At 71.7% G+C, this 16,524-nt stretch carries 15 protein-coding genes; 3 read left to right on the top strand and 12 right to left on the bottom strand.

Translation table 11 applies throughout. The features are described 5' to 3' along the window. Nucleotides 1-33: 33 nt before the first annotated feature. Nucleotides 34-933 (top strand): LysR family transcriptional regulator, encoded by a 900-nt coding sequence (locus ABD269_RS27830; protein ID WP_344122259.1) that lies wholly within the window; start codon nt 34-36, stop codon nt 931-933. Here ABD269_RS27830 and ABD269_RS27825 read toward each other — a convergent pair. From ABD269_RS27825 to ABD269_RS27810, 4 genes are read right to left on the bottom strand one after another with little or no spacing between them, the layout of a single operon-like run. After that, nucleotides 835-1,929 (bottom strand): serine hydrolase domain-containing protein, encoded by a 1,095-nt coding sequence (locus tag ABD269_RS27825; RefSeq protein ID WP_344122258.1) that lies wholly within the window; start codon nt 1,927-1,929, stop codon nt 835-837. The two genes, ABD269_RS27830 and ABD269_RS27825, sit on opposite strands and share 99 nt — an antisense overlap. Further along, a complete protein-coding gene (locus ABD269_RS27820; RefSeq protein ID WP_344122256.1) occupies nt 1,926-2,843 on the bottom strand; it encodes a DUF6895 family protein in 918 nt (305 codons plus the stop codon). Before ABD269_RS27820 ends, ABD269_RS27825 begins: the two co-directional genes overlap by 4 nt. Further along, nucleotides 2,840-3,583: a hypothetical protein gene (locus ABD269_RS27815; protein WP_344122254.1), complete on the bottom strand. Its 744-nt coding sequence runs from the start codon at nt 3,581-3,583 to the stop codon at nt 2,840-2,842. Before ABD269_RS27815 ends, ABD269_RS27820 begins: the two co-directional genes overlap by 4 nt. Continuing rightward, a complete protein-coding gene (locus ABD269_RS27810) occupies nt 3,580-3,765 on the bottom strand; it encodes a hypothetical protein (RefSeq protein WP_116213139.1) in 186 nt (61 codons plus the stop codon). Before ABD269_RS27810 ends, ABD269_RS27815 begins: the two co-directional genes overlap by 4 nt. Before the next feature lie 340 nt (nt 3,766-4,105). On the opposite strand from ABD269_RS27810, the gene ABD269_RS27805 reads away from it, so the two are divergent. Together ABD269_RS27805 and ABD269_RS27800 are read left to right on the top strand one after the other, a co-directional pair. Then, nucleotides 4,106-5,314 carry a cytochrome P450 gene (locus ABD269_RS27805; RefSeq protein ID WP_301893480.1) on the top strand — a complete coding sequence of 403 codons (1,209 nt, stop codon included), beginning with the start codon at nt 4,106-4,108 and terminating at the stop codon, nt 5,312-5,314. A gap of 10 nt (nt 5,315-5,324) precedes the next feature. Then, entirely contained in the window at nt 5,325-6,407 is a 1,083-nt protein-coding gene (locus ABD269_RS27800; RefSeq protein ID WP_344122251.1) for a type III polyketide synthase, read from the top strand. Nucleotides 6,408-6,523: 116 nt separating this feature from the next. Here the strand turns inward: ABD269_RS27800 and ABD269_RS27795 are convergent, their stop codons facing one another. The 8 genes from ABD269_RS27795 to ABD269_RS27760 form a co-directional block, all read right to left on the bottom strand. Beyond that, nucleotides 6,524-8,011, bottom strand: coding sequence for an ABC transporter substrate-binding protein (locus ABD269_RS27795; protein ID WP_344122249.1), 1,488 nt, complete (start codon nt 8,009-8,011; stop codon nt 6,524-6,526). Further along, the gene (locus ABD269_RS27790) at nt 8,008-9,270 is read right to left on the bottom strand and encodes an ATP-grasp domain-containing protein (RefSeq protein ID WP_344122247.1); all 1,263 of its coding nucleotides are present in this window, start codon (nt 9,268-9,270) and stop codon (nt 8,008-8,010) included. The genes ABD269_RS27795 and ABD269_RS27790 overlap by 4 nt, the downstream gene beginning before the upstream one ends. Before the next feature lie 35 nt (nt 9,271-9,305). Further along, a complete protein-coding gene (locus ABD269_RS27785) occupies nt 9,306-10,532 on the bottom strand; it encodes an MFS transporter (RefSeq protein ID WP_344122245.1) in 1,227 nt (408 codons plus the stop codon). Between the two features lie 156 nt (nt 10,533-10,688). Then, nucleotides 10,689-11,948 (bottom strand): ATP-grasp domain-containing protein, encoded by a 1,260-nt coding sequence (locus tag ABD269_RS27780; RefSeq protein ID WP_344122243.1) that lies wholly within the window; start codon nt 11,946-11,948, stop codon nt 10,689-10,691. A 106-nt stretch (nt 11,949-12,054) separates the two neighbouring features. Next, nucleotides 12,055-12,750 carry a heme oxygenase-like domain-containing protein gene (locus ABD269_RS27775; protein ID WP_301893473.1) on the bottom strand — a complete coding sequence of 232 codons (696 nt, stop codon included), beginning with the start codon at nt 12,748-12,750 and terminating at the stop codon, nt 12,055-12,057. A 160-nt stretch (nt 12,751-12,910) separates the two neighbouring features. After that, nucleotides 12,911-14,365, bottom strand: coding sequence for an aminotransferase-like domain-containing protein (locus ABD269_RS27770; protein WP_344122241.1), 1,455 nt, complete (start codon nt 14,363-14,365; stop codon nt 12,911-12,913). A gap of 458 nt (nt 14,366-14,823) precedes the next feature. Continuing rightward, nucleotides 14,824-15,279 (bottom strand): tellurite resistance TerB family protein, encoded by a 456-nt coding sequence (locus ABD269_RS27765; protein ID WP_301893471.1) that lies wholly within the window; start codon nt 15,277-15,279, stop codon nt 14,824-14,826. Between the two features lie 89 nt (nt 15,280-15,368). Then, nucleotides 15,369-16,397: a rod shape-determining protein gene (locus ABD269_RS27760; RefSeq protein WP_301893470.1), complete on the bottom strand. Its 1,029-nt coding sequence runs from the start codon at nt 16,395-16,397 to the stop codon at nt 15,369-15,371. Between the last annotated feature and the right edge of the window lie 127 nt (nt 16,398-16,524).

Below are 16,524 nucleotides of genomic sequence, written 5' to 3'. Positions count from 1 at the left end.
CACAGCTCCAAGTAAAAGCTTAAGCTTCACCCCATGACTCTGGACGACCTGAAGGTGTTCGTCATGGTGTGCGAGGCCCGCAACCTCAGCGCCGTGGCCCGCGAGATGAACTGCACGCAATCCGCGGTCAGCCAGCACGTCCGCAGGCTGGAGAAGGAGATCGGCCTGCCCCTGATGGAGCGCCAGCCGAGGGGCGTCGTGCCCACTCCCGCCGGCCGGATCCTCCAGCGTGCCGCCGCCGACAGCCTCACCGCCCTGGCCGAGGGGATGCGGCTGCTGGAGGAGCTGCGCACCGGGCACGGCGGCGGGGTCGTCATCGCGACCGGTGCCACGACGATCCGCAATTTCCTGGGCCCGGCCATCAAGGACTTCAACGGCGCGTTCCCGGACGTGGGCCTGGAGTTCCACACCGAGCGGTCCAGCGGCCGCTGCCTGGACGTGCTGCGGGCCGGTTCCGTCGACCTGGCCTGGGTGACCATCGCCCCGGACGGCGACGTCCAGGGCGTCGAACTGCGGCCGGTCGTCAGCCTGGAGTGGGTGCTCGCCGTGCGGCCGGACGACCCGCTGGCGCGGGAGACCGCGCTGTGCGCCGAGGACCTGGCCAGGACCCGGCTCATCCGGCCGCCCGCGGGGACGAGTTCGGGCCGTCAGGTGGAGCACTATCTGGGCGCGCACGGCCTCCCGCCGCGCGCCACCACCACCCGGGCCACCGACTGGGACACCGCCCTGCTCCTCGCGGAACTGGGGTTGGGGCACGCGCTGATACCCGCGGTGCCGGGGTTGCGCGACCAGTCCCGCGACGGCGTCCGGCTGATCCCCGTCACCGGCATCCCGTCACTGGACGTGGGCTGGGCCGCCCGGCAGTGGTCGGCTCTCTCGCCCTCCGCCCGGGAGTTCGCGGCCACGGTCGCCCGGCACGTGGCCGGCGGCTGAGCCGTCGAGTGCGCACAGCGTGCCGTACGCGGCCTGGATGAAGGGCGCCAGCGGCGTCGGGGCCGTGTCCGCCAGGGCCGCGAGCGCGCAGCCGGAGCCGGGCAGGAAGCCGGCGAAGGCGCTGAACCCCCTTGTCCCGCCGGAGTGATGGAGCAGCGGACGCCCGCCGCGGGGGCGCAGGTTCCAGACGAGACAGACGCGGTTGCCCGTGCGGGGCAGGGCCAGCCGGGGGCGTTGCACGTCGGCGAGCGCGGCCCGCAGGCTCGGGGGCAGGCCGGTGAGGTCTGCGCGGTCGGGCGCGAGCAGGGCCAGCAGGAAGCGGAGGAGGTCGCGGGCGCTGGAGCGCAGGGCACCCGCGGCGGGCAGCCCGGGGATGAGCCAGGGCGGCCGCGGCCTGCCGTGCCAGTGGCCGAGGGCCTGGGGGCGGTACGGGTCGCAGTCGGTGTCGGTCAGGCCGAGCGGCGCGAGGACGCGCTCGGTGAGCAGCTCCGCGTAGTCACCGCCCGCGGCGCGGGCCAGGGTGTGACCGAGCAGGCCCACGCCGTAGTTGGAGTAGCGCACCCGGGTGCCGGGGCGGTGGTGCAGCCGGGTGCGGGGGAGGGCGGCCAGCAGGTCGGCGGAGGTGAAGGCCGCGTACGGATTGCTGAACCACGCGGCGCGCGCCTCCCGGCCGATCAGCCCCGGTGGCAGCCGGGGCAGGCCGGCGGTGTGGGTGGCCAGGTGCAGCAGGGTGATCGGCGGGCCCGGTACGGCGCTCGGCAGATAGCGGTCCACGGGGTCGGCGTAGTGGACCTCCCCCCGGGCGACGAGCTCGGCGAGGAGCAGTGCCGTGAACGTCTTGGTCAGGGAGCCGACTTCGAAGCGCGTGCCGGGCTCGGCGGGCCCCCGGCACAGCACCGCGCACTCCTCGCCGCGCACCGCCGCGACGGCCACGGCGTGTGCGCCGTCGGCGGCGCCCAGGAGGGGCGTGAGGAATCTGTCGAGCGCCGTGCTCACGGCTCGCGCGCCGCGCGTGCGAGCGCGATGGAGCCCGCGACGGCGGTGACGACGACGGTGTGCTGGTGGTCCTTGAAGCGCTGGAGCGGGTCGTCGTCGACGGGGTCGGCGTCCCGGGGGACGAAACCGTCCTCGTGCTGGAGTGCGGCGATGGCCTCCCAGTCGGAGGGCTCGCAGTAGGGCTCGTCCAGGGAGGCGCCGACGATGAGCAACTCCGCGACGAGGTCCCACTGTCCGACCTCGCGCCAGATGTCGATCCACACCGGCAGCCAGGTCCGTACGTAGGCGGTGAGGTCGGGCGGCAGGCCGTGCGGGCGGCCGCCCCAGTCGGTGAGGTGGAAGACCGTGTGGGTCATCGCGTAGGCGGTGATCCAGTTGATCGCCCAGGGCTCGGGGGTGGCGCCGAGCCAGGTGGCGCGGGCGAGCGCCGCCCAGTCGGCGTCGTGGTCGAGCCCGGCGACGCGGGCGGCGTTGGCGACGGCGAGGCGGCGGTTGGGCAGCAGCTCGACGCCGTCGACCGAGCGCAGCCGGGCGCGGTGGGCGAGCAGCCGGTCGAGGTCGGCGTGGCGGTAGCCGCAGCGGACGAAGGGCGCGTACATCTCCAGCGGGTCGGTCATCAGGGTGTGCCGGAGCTGGCGCTCGTAGAGCATGTCGCCCTCGCGCAGCTGTTGCCAGGTGAAGTCCATCAGGGCCTGCGCGGCGACCAGTTGGCCTGCCCCGGCGACGCCGTCGCGCAGCAGGATGGAGGCGGCGAGGGTGGTCTCGCCGAGCGGCTTGTAGACGCTGTCGGGGTCGGCGATCGTCTCCGTGGTGCCTTCCGGGAGGGCACCGTGGGCGCGGTTGGCGTGCAGCCAGGACAGGGCCCGGTCGGCCATGCTGCGGGCCGCGGTGGCCACGGGCTCGGGAACCGTCATGTCCGTACCTCCTGCGTGCCCTGGTGGTGCCGTCCTTCGAGCAGGTGGCGCGCGACGGCCAGGTCCAGGGCCGTCCGCGGGCTCTCGCCGCCCAGCAGCCGTACGTGTTCGAGCGCGAGCAGCGGTTCCAGCGGGAGCGGCACGCCCTCGTGGGCGAGCCACGCCAGCCAGCGGATCAGGCGCACCGCCGTGGGGAAGTCGCGGCGCAGGACGGAGCGGGTGACGCCCCGGCTCAGCGGCAGGGCCGCGCCGCGGGCGGCGTCGTGCACCGGCCCTTCGAGTCCGGGAGTGGCGAGGGTCGCCAGCTGGGCCATGCGCACGGACCAGCGCTGCCAGTCCGCGGTGTCGGCGAGGGCGACGTCGCCCTCGGGCTGCGCGGCGTCCACGCGCCAGGCGCCGTCCCCGCCCAGCCGGGAGAGCAGTTGTGCCGTCGCCCAGTCGCGCCAGGCGGCGGTCCGTTCGTCCACGGGGGCCGAGGGCCCGCTGCCCGGCAGCGGGAACGCCTCGAAGGAGCGGGCCACGGCGGCCGCGTCCTCGGCGTGGAAGGCCGCGCCGGCCAGGACGTACGGGGAGAAGGTGTCCGCACCGATCACCCGGATCGCGGCGAGGGCCGCCAGGGCGTCGGGGGCGCTGTCGATGTGGCGGGCAACGAGCGCCGTGCCCTTGGCGCCCCGCAGGGCACCAAGGACACGGATCGCCAGATCATCGGCCGCCGCGGCGAAATCCGCCCGCGAGCTCACTTGCCCTTCGGCTCCTTCGGCTCCTTGGGGGACAGGAGGAGCAGCGCGAGCAGGAAGCCCGCCGCTTCGGGTGCGGGCAGTGGCGGATCACTGACCGTGGCTTCCGGCTCCACCATCAGTGTTCCGATCGCGGCCGCCTCGGTGGGGGTCGCGACGAGTCGGAGGGTTTCTTGAGCGAGCATCAGAGTCTCCTTGCAGCGAAATGTCATCACTTGTCCAGTGATGCCGGATTCGACTCTAAGAGCATCGCTGCGCGTCCGCAGCTCGAGAGGCAACCGGAAGAGGCAAATGGGGGACCGGGGCCGACCGGGCCGGGTCCCCTGCTATTGCGGGCAAAACGGGAGCGGCGAAGTAAAGAGGAAAAAGTTGGCGGAGAGGGGGATGTTGTCGGTGATTCCATGAGAAATCCATCGTCCGGGTGAATCGCGGCGCCTTGTCGTGTGGCGGGCTTGCCATTGCGGCATGGTCTGAAAATAGGCTGGCGCGCCATCGGCGGGGCCCTGTGCGAATGGGAGTGCTGCGATGACCACTTCGGACTCCGTGCGAAGCTGTCCCTTCCGTCATGACGAGGCTCTGGAGCCCGATCCGTTCATGACCCGGATGCGGACGGAGGCCCCCGTCGTCCGGGTGCGGATGCCGTACGGCGAGGGCCGCTGCTGGCTAGTGACGAGCTACGACCACGTGCAGACGGTCACTTCTGACAAGCGCTTCAGCCGGGCCGCGCTGGTCGGCATGGACTTCCCGCGGATCACCCCGGCGCCCATCGTCCAGTCCGAGGCGATCAATGTGATGGACCCTCCCGACCTCAACCGGGTCCGCAAGCTGATCGTCAAGGCCTTCACCACCAAGCAGGTGGAGGAGCTGAGACCCTGGACCCAGAAGACGGTCGACGCCCTGCTGGACGACATGGTCGAGCACGGCGCCCCGGCCGACGTCGCCGACCACCTCGCGGGCCGGCTCCCGCTGATGACCATCTGCGAGCTGCTCGACATCCCCGAGCCGGACCGGGCGCAGCTGCGCCGCTGGGCGATGGCCATGATGTCCATGGCCGCCGCCGACAAGACCTCGGCGGCCGAGGCGAAGGCCGGCCTGCGCGCCTATTTCCAGGAGCTCGGCAAGGAGCGCCGGCGCAACCCCGGCGACGACCTGATCAGTTCACTCGCCACCGCCCGGATCGGCGACGAGATGCTCGACGAGGACGAGCTGGCCGTGCTCGCCATGCTCCTGGTCGTCACCGGCCACGACACCACCACCTACGACATCAGCAACATCATCTACACCCTGCTCACCCACCCCAAGCACCTGCTCCAGCTGCGGGAGCGGCCCGAGCTGTTCCCGCGGGCCATCGAGGAGCTGCTGAGGTTCATCCCGTTCCGCCAGGGCGTGGGCATTCCCCGGGTGGCCCTGGAGGACGTCGACCTCGACGGGGTGATCATCAAGGAGGGCGACACGGTCCACGTGTCGTACCTCACCGCCAACCGCGACGAGCTCGTCTACGAACACCCCGACGAGCTGGACTTCGAGCGCAAGGACCCCGCGGGCCACATGGCCTTCGGATACGGCAGCCACCACTGCCTGGGCTCCCACATGGCCCGCATGGTGCTCCAGGTCTCCATCGGCACCCTGCTCAACCGTTTTCCCGAACTGCGGCTGGCCGTACCGGCGGAGGAGGTGCAGTGGAACACCGTCTCGATCTGGCGTTATCCGCTCGCCCTGCCGGTCGCCTGGTAAGGAGCGGATCATGGCAACTCTGTGCAGGCCGTCCATCGCCGTCCCCGAGTACGTCATCACCCGGGAACAAACCCTGGAACTCGCGCGCACGCTGCACGCCGACCACCCCCAGCTGGGCCTCGCCCTGCGGCTGATCGGCAACACCGGCGTCCAGACCCGGCATCTCGTGCAGCCCATCGAGGACACCCTCAAGCACCCCGGATTCACCGCCCGCAACGCACGCTATGAACTGGAGGCCAAGGCCAGGGTGCCCGAGGTGATCCGGCGGGCCCTGGACCACGCCGAGCTCACCACCCGCGACATCGACCTCATCGTCTATGTCTCGTGCACCGGCTTCATGATGCCGTCGATGACCGCCTGGATCATCAACACCATGGACTTCCGGTCCGAGACCCGGCAGCTGCCCATCGCGCAGCTGGGCTGCGCCGCCGGGGGAGCGGCAATCAACCGCGCCCACGACTTCTGCATGGCCTATCCGGCGTCCAACGTGCTGATCGTCTCCTGCGAGTTCTGCTCGCTCTGCTACCAGCCCACGGACCTCGGCGTCGGCAACCTCCTGTCCAACGGCCTCTTCGGCGACGCCCTCGCGGCGGCCGTCGTCCGGGGCGAGGGCGGCGTCGGCGTCCAGCTGGAGCGCAACGGCTCCCACCTGGTGCCCGACACCGAGGACTGGATCTCCTACGGCGTCCGCGACACCGGCTTCCACTTCATGCTCGACAAGCGGGTGCCCGGCACGATGGCCATGCTCGCGCCCGCCATGCGGGCGATGGCCGAGCCGTACGACTGGGACATGTCCGGCCTCGACTTCTACATCGTCCACGCGGGGGGCCCCAGGATCCTGGACGACCTCTGCAAATACCTCAACCTCCCCCCGGAGATGTTCCGCTACAGCCGCGCCACGCTCACCGAGCGCGGCAACATCGCCAGCGCGGTCATCTTCGACGCCCTGGAACGCCTCTTCCAGGACGGCGGCGCGGAGCATCGCGCCCGCGGCGTCATCGCGGGCTTCGGCCCGGGAATCACGGCGGAGATCGCCTTGGGGACGTGGTCGAAGAACGCGACTCCGGCTCCTGCGGAGGTGCCGGCGGGCTGAAATCCAGCCCGTCCGGCGCTTGAGGACAGCGCGCGGAGCGTGCTTCGGGGTCTGGGGCGGAGCCCCAGTTTCGGGAAGGGGCGGGGCAGGGGAACAAAACCGCCGCCCGGAGGGCGTCAGACCGCGTACCCCCTGAGCAACGGTTCCCCGAACGCATCGTGCAGCGGCCCGAGCGGAGCCACCCGCTCACCGACCAAGTGATACAGCGCCCCCTGCCACAACGGAAACACCGGCAACGACCCCAGAAGCACCCGCTCCACCTCCCGGTAGACCAAGAGCCGATCCCCCGCCCCCGCAACCCCCCGCGCCCGCGAAAGCAACCCGTCGAGCGCCGCGTCCCGATAGCCCACCCCACGCAGCAGCGGCCCCACCGCGTTGTCAGGGGACAAGTAGTCGACCTGCCAGTTCAGCCGGAACGGCCGGTCCGTCAGCGGCAGTTCCGACAGGAAGGAGGAGCGGTCGGAGGGCACGGCCTCCGCCGGGATGCCCAAGCCCGAGCCGACCCCCGCCGCGAGATCCGCCGCCCACCCCTCGTGCCCCTGGCCCGCGGGATAGCGGAAGACGAAGCGCGGCGGCGGGGTCAGGCCGTGGTCGGCGAGAAGCCGCCGCGCCCCGGCGGGGTCGTGGGGAATCACGTCCGGCGGCGGACCCGACGGGTCCAGGACCGGCGGCAGGATCCGGTGGGCCACCGGGCGCGTGCCCGCGAAGTGCGTGCGGCCGATCGTCTCGCGGTCCACGCACATGGCCACCGCCCGCCGCACCACCGGATCGTCGTAGGGCGTGACGGCCGTCGGGAAGGCGAGGAAGGTGACCATGGGGTTGGGCGTGACGCGGAAGCGCGGGCCGCCGTCGCGCGCCGCCGCGTCGATCCTGGTCGGCGGCACCTCGGTCACGTCGACCTCGCCCCGCAGGAACGCCTCGTGGCCCCCGGCCAGGTCCGGGTGCGTGGAGAAGGTGATCCGCGCCGCCTGCCCGGCGCCGCCCGCCGGGTGCGCGGCGTTGGCGGCGTAGTAGCCGTCGAACCGCTCGACGGTGAGGTCCTCGCCCGGCCGCCAGGGCCCGGTGAGGCGGTACGGCCCGTTGCTGACCGGGCGCAGGGCGAACCCGGCGGGGTCCGCCTCGGCCAGCTCCGCCGGTACGGGCGCTGTCGCCCGGTGGCTGAAGACGGCCGCGACGTCGTGGAACGGGCCGGTCAGCCGGATCTCCAGCAGCAGCTTCCCGAGGACGCGCACCCCGCTGAGCCGCGCGCTCCGGCCCGCCCGTACGTCGTCGTACCCCTCCAACGCAGCGAGGTGCTCGGCGAGTTCCGAGCCGGTCCCGGGCGCGACCACGCGGGAGAGCGCGTAGCGGTAGTCCTCGGCCGTCACCTCGCGCCCGTGGTGGAAGCGCACGCCGGGGCGCAGTGTGAACCGTACGGAGCGGCCGTCCGGTGCCACCTGCCAGCCGCTCGCGGCGGCGGGGGCGAGCCGGCCGGTGGCGGGATCGCAGTCGACGAGGGGGTCGGCGATGACGCCCGCGATCAGCGCACCGTCGTGCTCGAAGGCGGTGCCGGGGTCGATCGCGGACGGCATGCCGAGCCGGACCCGCAGGGTGCGCCCGCTCATCGGGCGGCGGCGGGTGCGGCGGCCGTGGTCTCCAGCCGGTAGCGGGCGATGCCCTCCAGCACGGCGCGGCGGACCGTCGCCTCGTCGGGCCCGCGCAGCAGGAAGCGGCCGCCTGCGTGGTCGTAGCCGCCCTCGCCGTCGAAGACGTGCCCGGGGGCCGGGAGCGCCTCCCCGTAGAACTCGGGTATCGCCTCGACCAGGGAGTTTCGGCTGACGACGCGCTGCGGCCACGGCCTCGGCTCAGGGAAGACCAGCCAGCCGCCGCCGACTCCGGGCCCGGGGTGGGTGAGCTCCTCCAGTGGGGTCAGCGGGGGCAGCCCGACCGCCGCGCGCACGGACTCGCCGTAGAGGTCGATGCCGAAGATGTCGCGGTGGACGAACGGCACCCCCGCTCCGCCCGGCCGCAGCCCCACCTCCAGGAACACGTGCTCGCCCGCGGAGTCGACGATCACCTCCAGGTGGAACGGGCCGTCCCACAGCTCCAGGGCGTCCAGGCAGTCCGCGGCGAAGGACATCAGGGCGTCGCGCCGCGGGCCCGGGTCGAGGAGTACCGAGCCGAGCGGCAGGCCGTGGGTGAAGTCCAGGCAGGTGTTGACATACGCGGAGGCGGTGGCGAAGTGGAAGCGCCCGTCGCGGCGGATGCCGTCCACGTGGTGGATGGCGCCCTCGACGTACTCCTCCGCCTCGTAGCCGTCCCGGTCGACGCCCTCCAGGGCCTCTTCCAGCTCGTCTTCGGTGCGCACCAGCAGCACGCCCTTGGCGGAGGCGCCGTCGCGGGGCTTGAGGATCAGGGGCAGGCCGAGCTCGTCGGCGAGGGTCTTGGCGTGCGAACCGGCATCCAGTGCACGGTACTTCGGCGCCCGCACCCCGGCCAGCCGGATCCAGCGCTTCATCCGCGTCTTGTCGCGGAACCGCAGGACGTACTCCGTCTTCCGGCCCGGGGCGCCGAGCGCCTCCCGGAGCCGGGCCGCGGTGATCAGGTCGAACTCCGACAGGCCGATGATCCCGGCGAGCGGGCCGTGGGCCTCGACGACGCGGCGGGCGGCGGGCAGCAGCGTCTCGTACGCCATGTCCTCGACGACGACGGTCTCGGCGGCGCCGTCCCGGTCGAGGGGCGCGAGCGCGTCGGCGGTGGCCAGATAGGCGAGGCGGAAGCTGCCGGGCGGTACGAAGCGGTGGTACTCGCCGAACTCGTCGTCGAACCGGTTGAGGACGAGGAGCAGCGGGGCAGTGTCCTGCCCGGATGACTGATGGTTCACGGTGGCGTTCCTCAGTGGTGGTGTCCGGCGTTCGGTCAGTGGTCCCAGCGGATCAGGGCGGGCAGGGCGATCAGGGTGACGAGCAGGGAGAGGGTGCCTCCGACGAGCCAGGGGGACACCAGGCCGAAGGAGTTGGCGACGAAGCCGCCGACGAGCGAGCCGAGCGGCATGGCGCCCCAGGTGAGCATGCGGGCGGCGCCCGAGACCCGGCCGAGCAGCTCGGCGGGGACCAGCCGCTGCCGTACGGACTGCACCACCACGACCCACAGCGAGACGCTGACGGAGAAGACGGTGAACAGGGCCACGACGGTGACGGGACTGCGGCCCACCAGGCCGATCGCGAGCCACATGAGCGAGCAGGCGGTCTGCGCCCCGATGGCCGTCAGCCGGGGGCCGAAGCGGGTGACGACCTTGCCGCCGACCAGCCCCCCGATGACCCCGCCGATCGCCATGGCCGCGAGCAGGACGCCGTAGCCGCGGTCGCCCACGTGCAGCTCGTCGTGGGCGAAGAGCACCAGCGTCGACAGCGCCATGGCCTCGCAGAACATGGCCGCGCCCGCGACCAGCGACAGCGTGCGCAGCAGCCGGTGGCGCAGCAGCCAGCGCAGCCCTGCGGCGATCTCGGCGGACAGCTTCTCGCCGCCCGCCGGGCGGGGTTCCCGCGCGGGGGTGCGGATGCGCTGGATGAGCAGCACGGACAGGGCGAAGGTGATGCTGTTCAGCCAGAACGGGAGCGGTGCGGCGAACGCGAACAGCGCGGCGCCGAGCGGCGGCCCGGCGAACTCGCGGGCCACGGTCTCGCTCGCCACGAGCCTGCCGTTGGCCCGCTCCAGATGGCGCTCCGGCACGACGGCGGCGATGACCGTCTGGCTGGCCGTGGTGAACAGCACCTCGGCGGAGGCCACGCCGAAGGGCAGCAGGAACAGCATCCAGATCCGCGTGAGTTCACTGGAGACCAGCACGGCGATGACCGCCACCAGCGCCGCCTGCGCGATCTGCGCGCCGAGCATGAGCCGCCGGCGGTCCATCCGGTCCACCAGCGCCCCGCCGATCACCGACAGCAGCAGCCAGGGCAGCGTGGACGCGAAGGCGACACCGGAGATCAGCCGGGGGTCGTCGGTGAGACTCTTGGCGGTCAACGGCAACGCGGCGACGAGAGCACCGTCACCGAGCGGCGCGATCAGACTGGCGGACCAGAGATAGCCGAAGTCTCTGCCTATGCGCGTGCCTTCGGCGGTGGCGGCGGTGGGTGTCTGTTCCAAAGGGTGCGTCCTCGGCGGCTGGCCCTTGACGCGGCTGCGCCGCGTGTCCTCAATCGCCGGACGGGCTGGAATACCCAGCCCGTCCGGCGATTGAGGACCGGGGTCCGGGGCGGAGCCCCGGTTTCGGGAAGGGGCGGGATTGGGGAAAAGCCACCGCTAAGCGAGCCGGACGGCATCCCCGATCGCGGACCAGCGCGCCAGCGCACCGGCATACGACTCCGCCTGGAAGATGACATGTCCCAGCAGACACCGGAAGTCCTCCGCAGGAGGAACCTCCGCCCCCCGCTCGTAATACAGCGAAACCTCCAGCACATCATCGGAAGCCGCCAACTCATCGAGCCCCACGAGCCCGTTGAAGGAGCGCACCCCGGAAGCCGCACTGAAGCACCGCACCGCCGCGCACTTCGCCCGCGGCGCCGAGAAGACCCCCAGCTCGGCGGGGTCGAGCGCGGCGTACGAGGCGAGCATGACGCGGGTCAGGGAGACGCCCGTGACGAGCTCCACGAGCTGGGGGATGCAGTGCCCGGCGAGGCGGGCGCCGATCTCGATCAGTACGAGATCCCCGTCGGGCAGCCGGAGTTCGCAGTGGAAGGGGCCGAGCGTGACGCCCAGCGCCCGGCAGACGTCGGTGACGTACGCCTCGACGGCGGCCCGCACGGGCGGTTCGAGCTCATGCTGGACGATCATGCCGAGCTCCACGAAATACGGTTCGGCGCCCAGGAGTTTGGAGGTGACGGAGACGATGACGACCTGGCCGTCGAGCACATACCCCTCGACGCTGACCTCGGGTCCCGCGACGTACTCCTCCAGGAGCACGGGCCCTTCGAGGCCGCGGCCCATGTCGGTGCGCGGGTCGGTGCGTATCCAGTCGTACGCCCGGCGCAGCTCCTCCGGAGTCTCCACCCGGGTGACGTGGACGCTGCCCGCCGAGCGGGTCGGTTTGAGTACGGCGGGGAACCCCACCCGGGCGGCGGCCGCGTCCAGCCCGGCGGCGTCGGCCGCCTCGGCGTAGCGCGGGACGCGCAGCCCGGCGGCCCGTGCGCGGTCGCGCATCACCGCCTTGTCCCGGAGGGCCTCCACGCCGGCCACGGGCAGGCCGGGCAGGCCCAGCCGGTCCGCGAGCCGTGCGACCGTGCCGACGTAGAACTCGAAGCCGGGCACGAGGCCCGCGAACGGCCGCTCGCGGTGCAGCTCCGCCACCGTGTCGTACAGCGCCGACTCGTCATTGGTGTCCACCACGACGAGTTCGTCGATGTGCTCGCGCAGCGGCTCGGCGATGCGCCGGTCGTCGCGGTCGTAGGAGGCGACGACGAGTTCGAAGCCGAGCGCGCGGGCCTCGACGAGCAGTTGGCTTCCGGACGACATGGGCTCGACGACCAGAATGCGGATACGGGGTCGGGGCAGCGGTTCGGTCATTGCAGTGGCTCTCCGGGACATCGATGGCGGCGGCCCGGAATGTACGTCAGGGCCGCCGCGTTGCGTTCACTGATCGGAGCAGCGGTGCCGGTGAATTCGGTCGCCGTCAGGCGGATGCGGCCTCGCGCGCGCCCACGGTCACCTCGTAGAGCTCGGCGAAGTAGTCGCCGATGAGGTCGATGAAGGTGGTGAGGTAGACCTCGGCCTTCTCGGGCGTGCTGAAGTTCTCCACCGCGCGGGACACGGTCCTGAACATCAACTCGTCGTGGTCGTGCTGCTCGTCGAAGGCGATGTGCGCCTGGGTGCCGTGCACATACTCCTTGCCGAATTCCTCGGCGGCCTTGTCGGTGATGACCGGGTTGTAGCGGTCGGAGTACCACTCGACGAACCAGTCCCAGATGGTGGTGGGGGCCGGGCCGTCGTGGTCCGCCTCCAGCCGCAGGTAACCCATCAGCTTGGCGGTCGAGCTGAGCACCGGGGTGGCGTCGAGCTCCTCGATGGTGAGGCCGAACTTCTGGAGGTCCCGGGTGAACATGTTCTCGTGCCCGAATTCCTCGGCCAGATAGCGGGCCAGCTTCGCGGCCAACTGGTCGTCCTTGGAGCCGACCTTGTAGAGGGCGTAGCTGTCCACCTCGTTGTTCAGGCGGATCCGCAGCACCGTCTCGGTGATGTGGCGGATGTAGTAGTCCCGGTCGATCCACTCGCCGCGGTGCAGCTCGCGCATCTTCGGGACCCGCTTGAACTGCTTCTCCAGCAGCTCGGCGGCAAGGGATTCAAGGCGATCACGATCGAGTTTCGGCATGCGTCTTTACAGCCTTTCGAGGGTGATTCCGCCGGGCGGCAGGAAATGCCAGGCCCAGGGTCGTCTGCGGATTATGGAACCGGCCGTGCAGAATTTCCTTTACCAGTATGAAACATGGCCGGCGCGCTTCAAATAGCCAATTCGCAAGGCTTGGCCTGCGCTATGTGAAGGCCGGACTCCGGATGGCCTCCGGGCGCTCGGCGGCCCCTGCCCATGCGGTCTCCATGACGTCTTCCCAGGCCAGGGCGAGCCGCCGGACGCCGTTCCGCAGCGAGTGCTCGTCGAGCGTGAACGGCAGCCGCAGCCTGCTGTCGTAGGTGCCGCCGGTACCGAACCGGGGGCCGCTCAGCAGATGGACGCGGTGCCGCTCGGCCGCCGTCGTGAGGGCGCTGCTGACGGGTGCGCCCAGATCGGCCCAGAGGGTGGTGCCGCCCCGTGGGATCGCGAAGCGCCAGTGGGGCAGATGTTGCCGGAGCGCCGCGGTGAGCGTCGCCCGGCCGGCCCGGAGTGCCGCCCTCCGTTCGGCCAGCAGCCCGTCCGCCGACGCCATCAGCCGGGCGGCGACCACCTGGTCCGGCACCGAACCCGTCGTCCCCAGCGCGCTGTTGATCACCGCGAGCCGGTGCACGGTCGACGTCGCCGTGCGGATCCACCCCACCCGTACCCCGTCGCCGATCGCCGCCCGCGCGGAATCGATCAGTGCCACCGTGGTGTCGGGGGCGTGCGCGGCGAGCGACTCGGGCAGCCCGCCGTCGTCGAGCCGGAGGTCGACCGCGCTCTCGTCGGCGACCAGCAGGGTGCCGGTGCGCAGCGCGGTCCGTACGAGGAGGTGGCGTTCCTCGGACGACATCACATGCCCGGTCGGGTGCTGGAAATCCGGGGTGAGCAGCGCCAGTTGGGGTCTGGCCTGGTGCATCGCGGCACTGAACAGCTCGATGTGCCAGCCGTTCGCCCCCAGGCCCACGGGCCACGGGCGGGCGCCGTGCAGCCAGATGGCGTCCATGATGTGGGGCGCCGCGGGCGATTCGATCAGGACGCGCTGTGCCGGTCTGGCCCTCAGTCGCAGCATCAACTGCCAGCTGTGCCTGATGCCTTGGGTGATCAGGATCTGCGCGGGCGAGGTGGGCAGCCCCCGCTCGGTGTAGCGGTCGGCCACGGCTTGGCGTAATTCCGGCAGGCCGTACGGCTCGTGGCTCCGGTCGGCGAAGGCCCTGGCCACGGCCGGGGCGATGGAGCCGAGCGCCTGGCCGATGCGCTCGTCGGGTACGGACAGGCGGTCGGAGGCGAAGTCGGCTGCCCAGTCCGTCGCCGGTCTGCACCACTCGGCGGCGGCGGGTCCGGGCGAGGCGGTCTCGGGGCCGTCCGCCGCCGGCTCCGGCAGCGCGATCACGGTGCCGGAACCACGGGCGCTGCGGAGCCGGCCCTCGGCGCGCAGCATGTCGTACGCCTTGGTGACGGTGGTGCGGCTGATGCCGAGCTGCTCGGCGAGGGCCCGTTCGGGGGGCACTCGGGTGTCCGGTGACAGCTGCCCCTCGCGGATGAGGATGCGTACGCGTTGTGCCAGTGCGTCGTACGCGGGTCCGCGCGAGCGCCAGTCACCCAGGAGGCGTCTCATCTGTCCCGGGCTCATCACGTGCAATATCTCTGCCACTGTGTGCCATTCGGAAAAGGCCTGTACGTCCGGTACGGCTTCCGAGATCCTTCGGCCTGCCCACCGGAGCGCACGGGAGGTGTCCCGCTATCCGGGTTCGGTAGCAGGTGGAGCCTGGCGAATGGGGCTGTCGGCACACAGCAGGGCCGGACGCGCTCGTGGGGGGCGGCTCTGCCGGTGCGTTGACGGAGTGTCGGAGGCAGCGGCGGAACCGGTATGGCCGAAGTGCGAGATCTTGCGCGCGAGCCGCTCGGCCGGGCGTGCATCAGGGCGCGACGAACCGAACCTCTTGGAATCCCCCGTCATGCGCACATGCTCAACAGGGCTGCGGCGGGGTGTCAAGGGTTTAGGCGTGCTCGTGGCAGTCGCCGACGGTGCGGCACCGAAGTGCCGCACCGTCCGGAGGCGAGCCAGAGGCCGTATTAGAGGTCGAACTCCGCGGGGTTGATGCCCAGCGCGAAGCACGCCTCGCGGACGACCGCCTGCTCGTCCTTGTCGAAGTCGCCGTCCGCGCCGCCGATGACGATGCCGATCTGGATGACCGCCCGCGCCTCCGTCGGCTTCTTCTGCACCTTGCCGATGGTCTGGAGGATGCTGACCTTGCCGAAGTCGAAGTCGACCGTCAGCTTCTGGCAGTAGTCGTTGAAGCGGGCCTGGAGGTCGTCGGCCGGGAAGTTCTGGAGGACGTCGTTGGTGGCGATCAGCGCGGCCACGCGCTGCCGCTCGGAGGCGTCGATCGAGCCGTCGGCCGCGGCCACCAGCGCGCACATCGCCATGCTCGCGTCGCGGAACGCCCCGCTCTTGAGGTCGTTCTTCTTCGCCACGAGCTGGCCCTGCATCGTTGCGGCGGAGTCCTTGAACCGGTCCCAGAGCGCCATCTGTGTCTCTCCTCGTAAAAATCAGGGGTGCACAGAAGGAACGGACCCAAAGGTAAAGAAGTTCCCAAGGAGGCGGGCGGGGCCCGGGGTCAGGTGGCGAGCGGATCGAGGTGCAGCGGCCGCACCCGGCCCTCCAGCATCGCGCCGAGCCCCATCACCGCGCAGGTGTCGGGGTGTTCGGCGATCTGCACGGTCATCCCCGTGGCGTCCGCGATCATCCGGTCCAGCCCCGGCAGCACCGCGCTGCCACCGGCGAGCATCACGCCGCGCTCGGCGAGGTCGGCGACGAGGTCCGGCGGGCAGTCGCGCAGGACGCGCCCGATGGCGTCGAGCACGCCGGTCAGCGGGGTGTGGATCGCCTCGCGGACGTGCTCGGTGCTCACCATGACCGTACGGGACAGGCCCGTGGCCACGTCGCGGCCGCGCACCTCCGCGCCCTCCTCCATGGGGTCCGCGCACAGCGCGCGCTGGAGCGGCGCCAGCCCCTGGGTGGGCAGCATCAGCTCATGCCGGCTGCGCAGGTGCTGGACCACGGCGTAGTCGATGGCATCGCCGCCCACCTGCACCTTCTCCGCCGCCACGATCGCACCCAGGGAGAGGACGGCGACCTGCGTCGACGCCGCCCCGGCGACCACGATCATCGTCGCCTCGGGCTGCTCGACGGGCAGCCCGCACCCGACGGCGGCGGCGATGAGCGTGTCCACCAGCTCGACCCGGCGCGCGCCCAGCCCCGTCAGCGTCTCGGTCGCGGCCCGCTGCGCGAGCGGCTCCGCGTCGTGCGGCAGACACACGGCCGCGCGCAGCAGCGGCTTGCGCCGCCAGGCCCGGCGGATCTTGTCGCTGACGAGGAAGCGGAGCATGCGCTGCGCCATGTCGATGTCCACGACCGTGCCGCCGGAGATGGGCCGCACGACCTGGATGTGCTGGGGCGTGCGCCCCGCCATGCCCTCGGCCATGGCACCGACCGCGATCAGGGAACCCGTGCGGGTGTTCACGGCGGCGATGCTCGGCTCGTCCACGATCAGTCCGGTGTCCCGGACGTAGACCCGGGTACGAGCGGCCCCGAGGTCGACGGCGACGGTACAACGGCGCAGCTGCTCAAGGCTGTGAGGGGTCAAGACGGGATCCTTCCCGAGAACGGGTGGGAAAGCGGTGGCCACGCGTCCATCGTGCGGTGCGTATGTGTACGGGGCCCGATGGATTGAGCCGCATGGTTGACAGCCCGTCAGCGCGCTCCACTCGTCT

The sequence above is a fragment of the Streptomyces blastmyceticus genome (assembly GCF_039521185.1).
In the GTDB taxonomy this organism is placed as follows: domain Bacteria; phylum Actinomycetota; class Actinomycetes; order Streptomycetales; family Streptomycetaceae; genus Streptomyces; species Streptomyces blastmyceticus.
The sequence above is the reverse complement of the archived record's forward strand: the minus strand, read 5'-3'. Positions and strand labels throughout refer to the sequence as shown.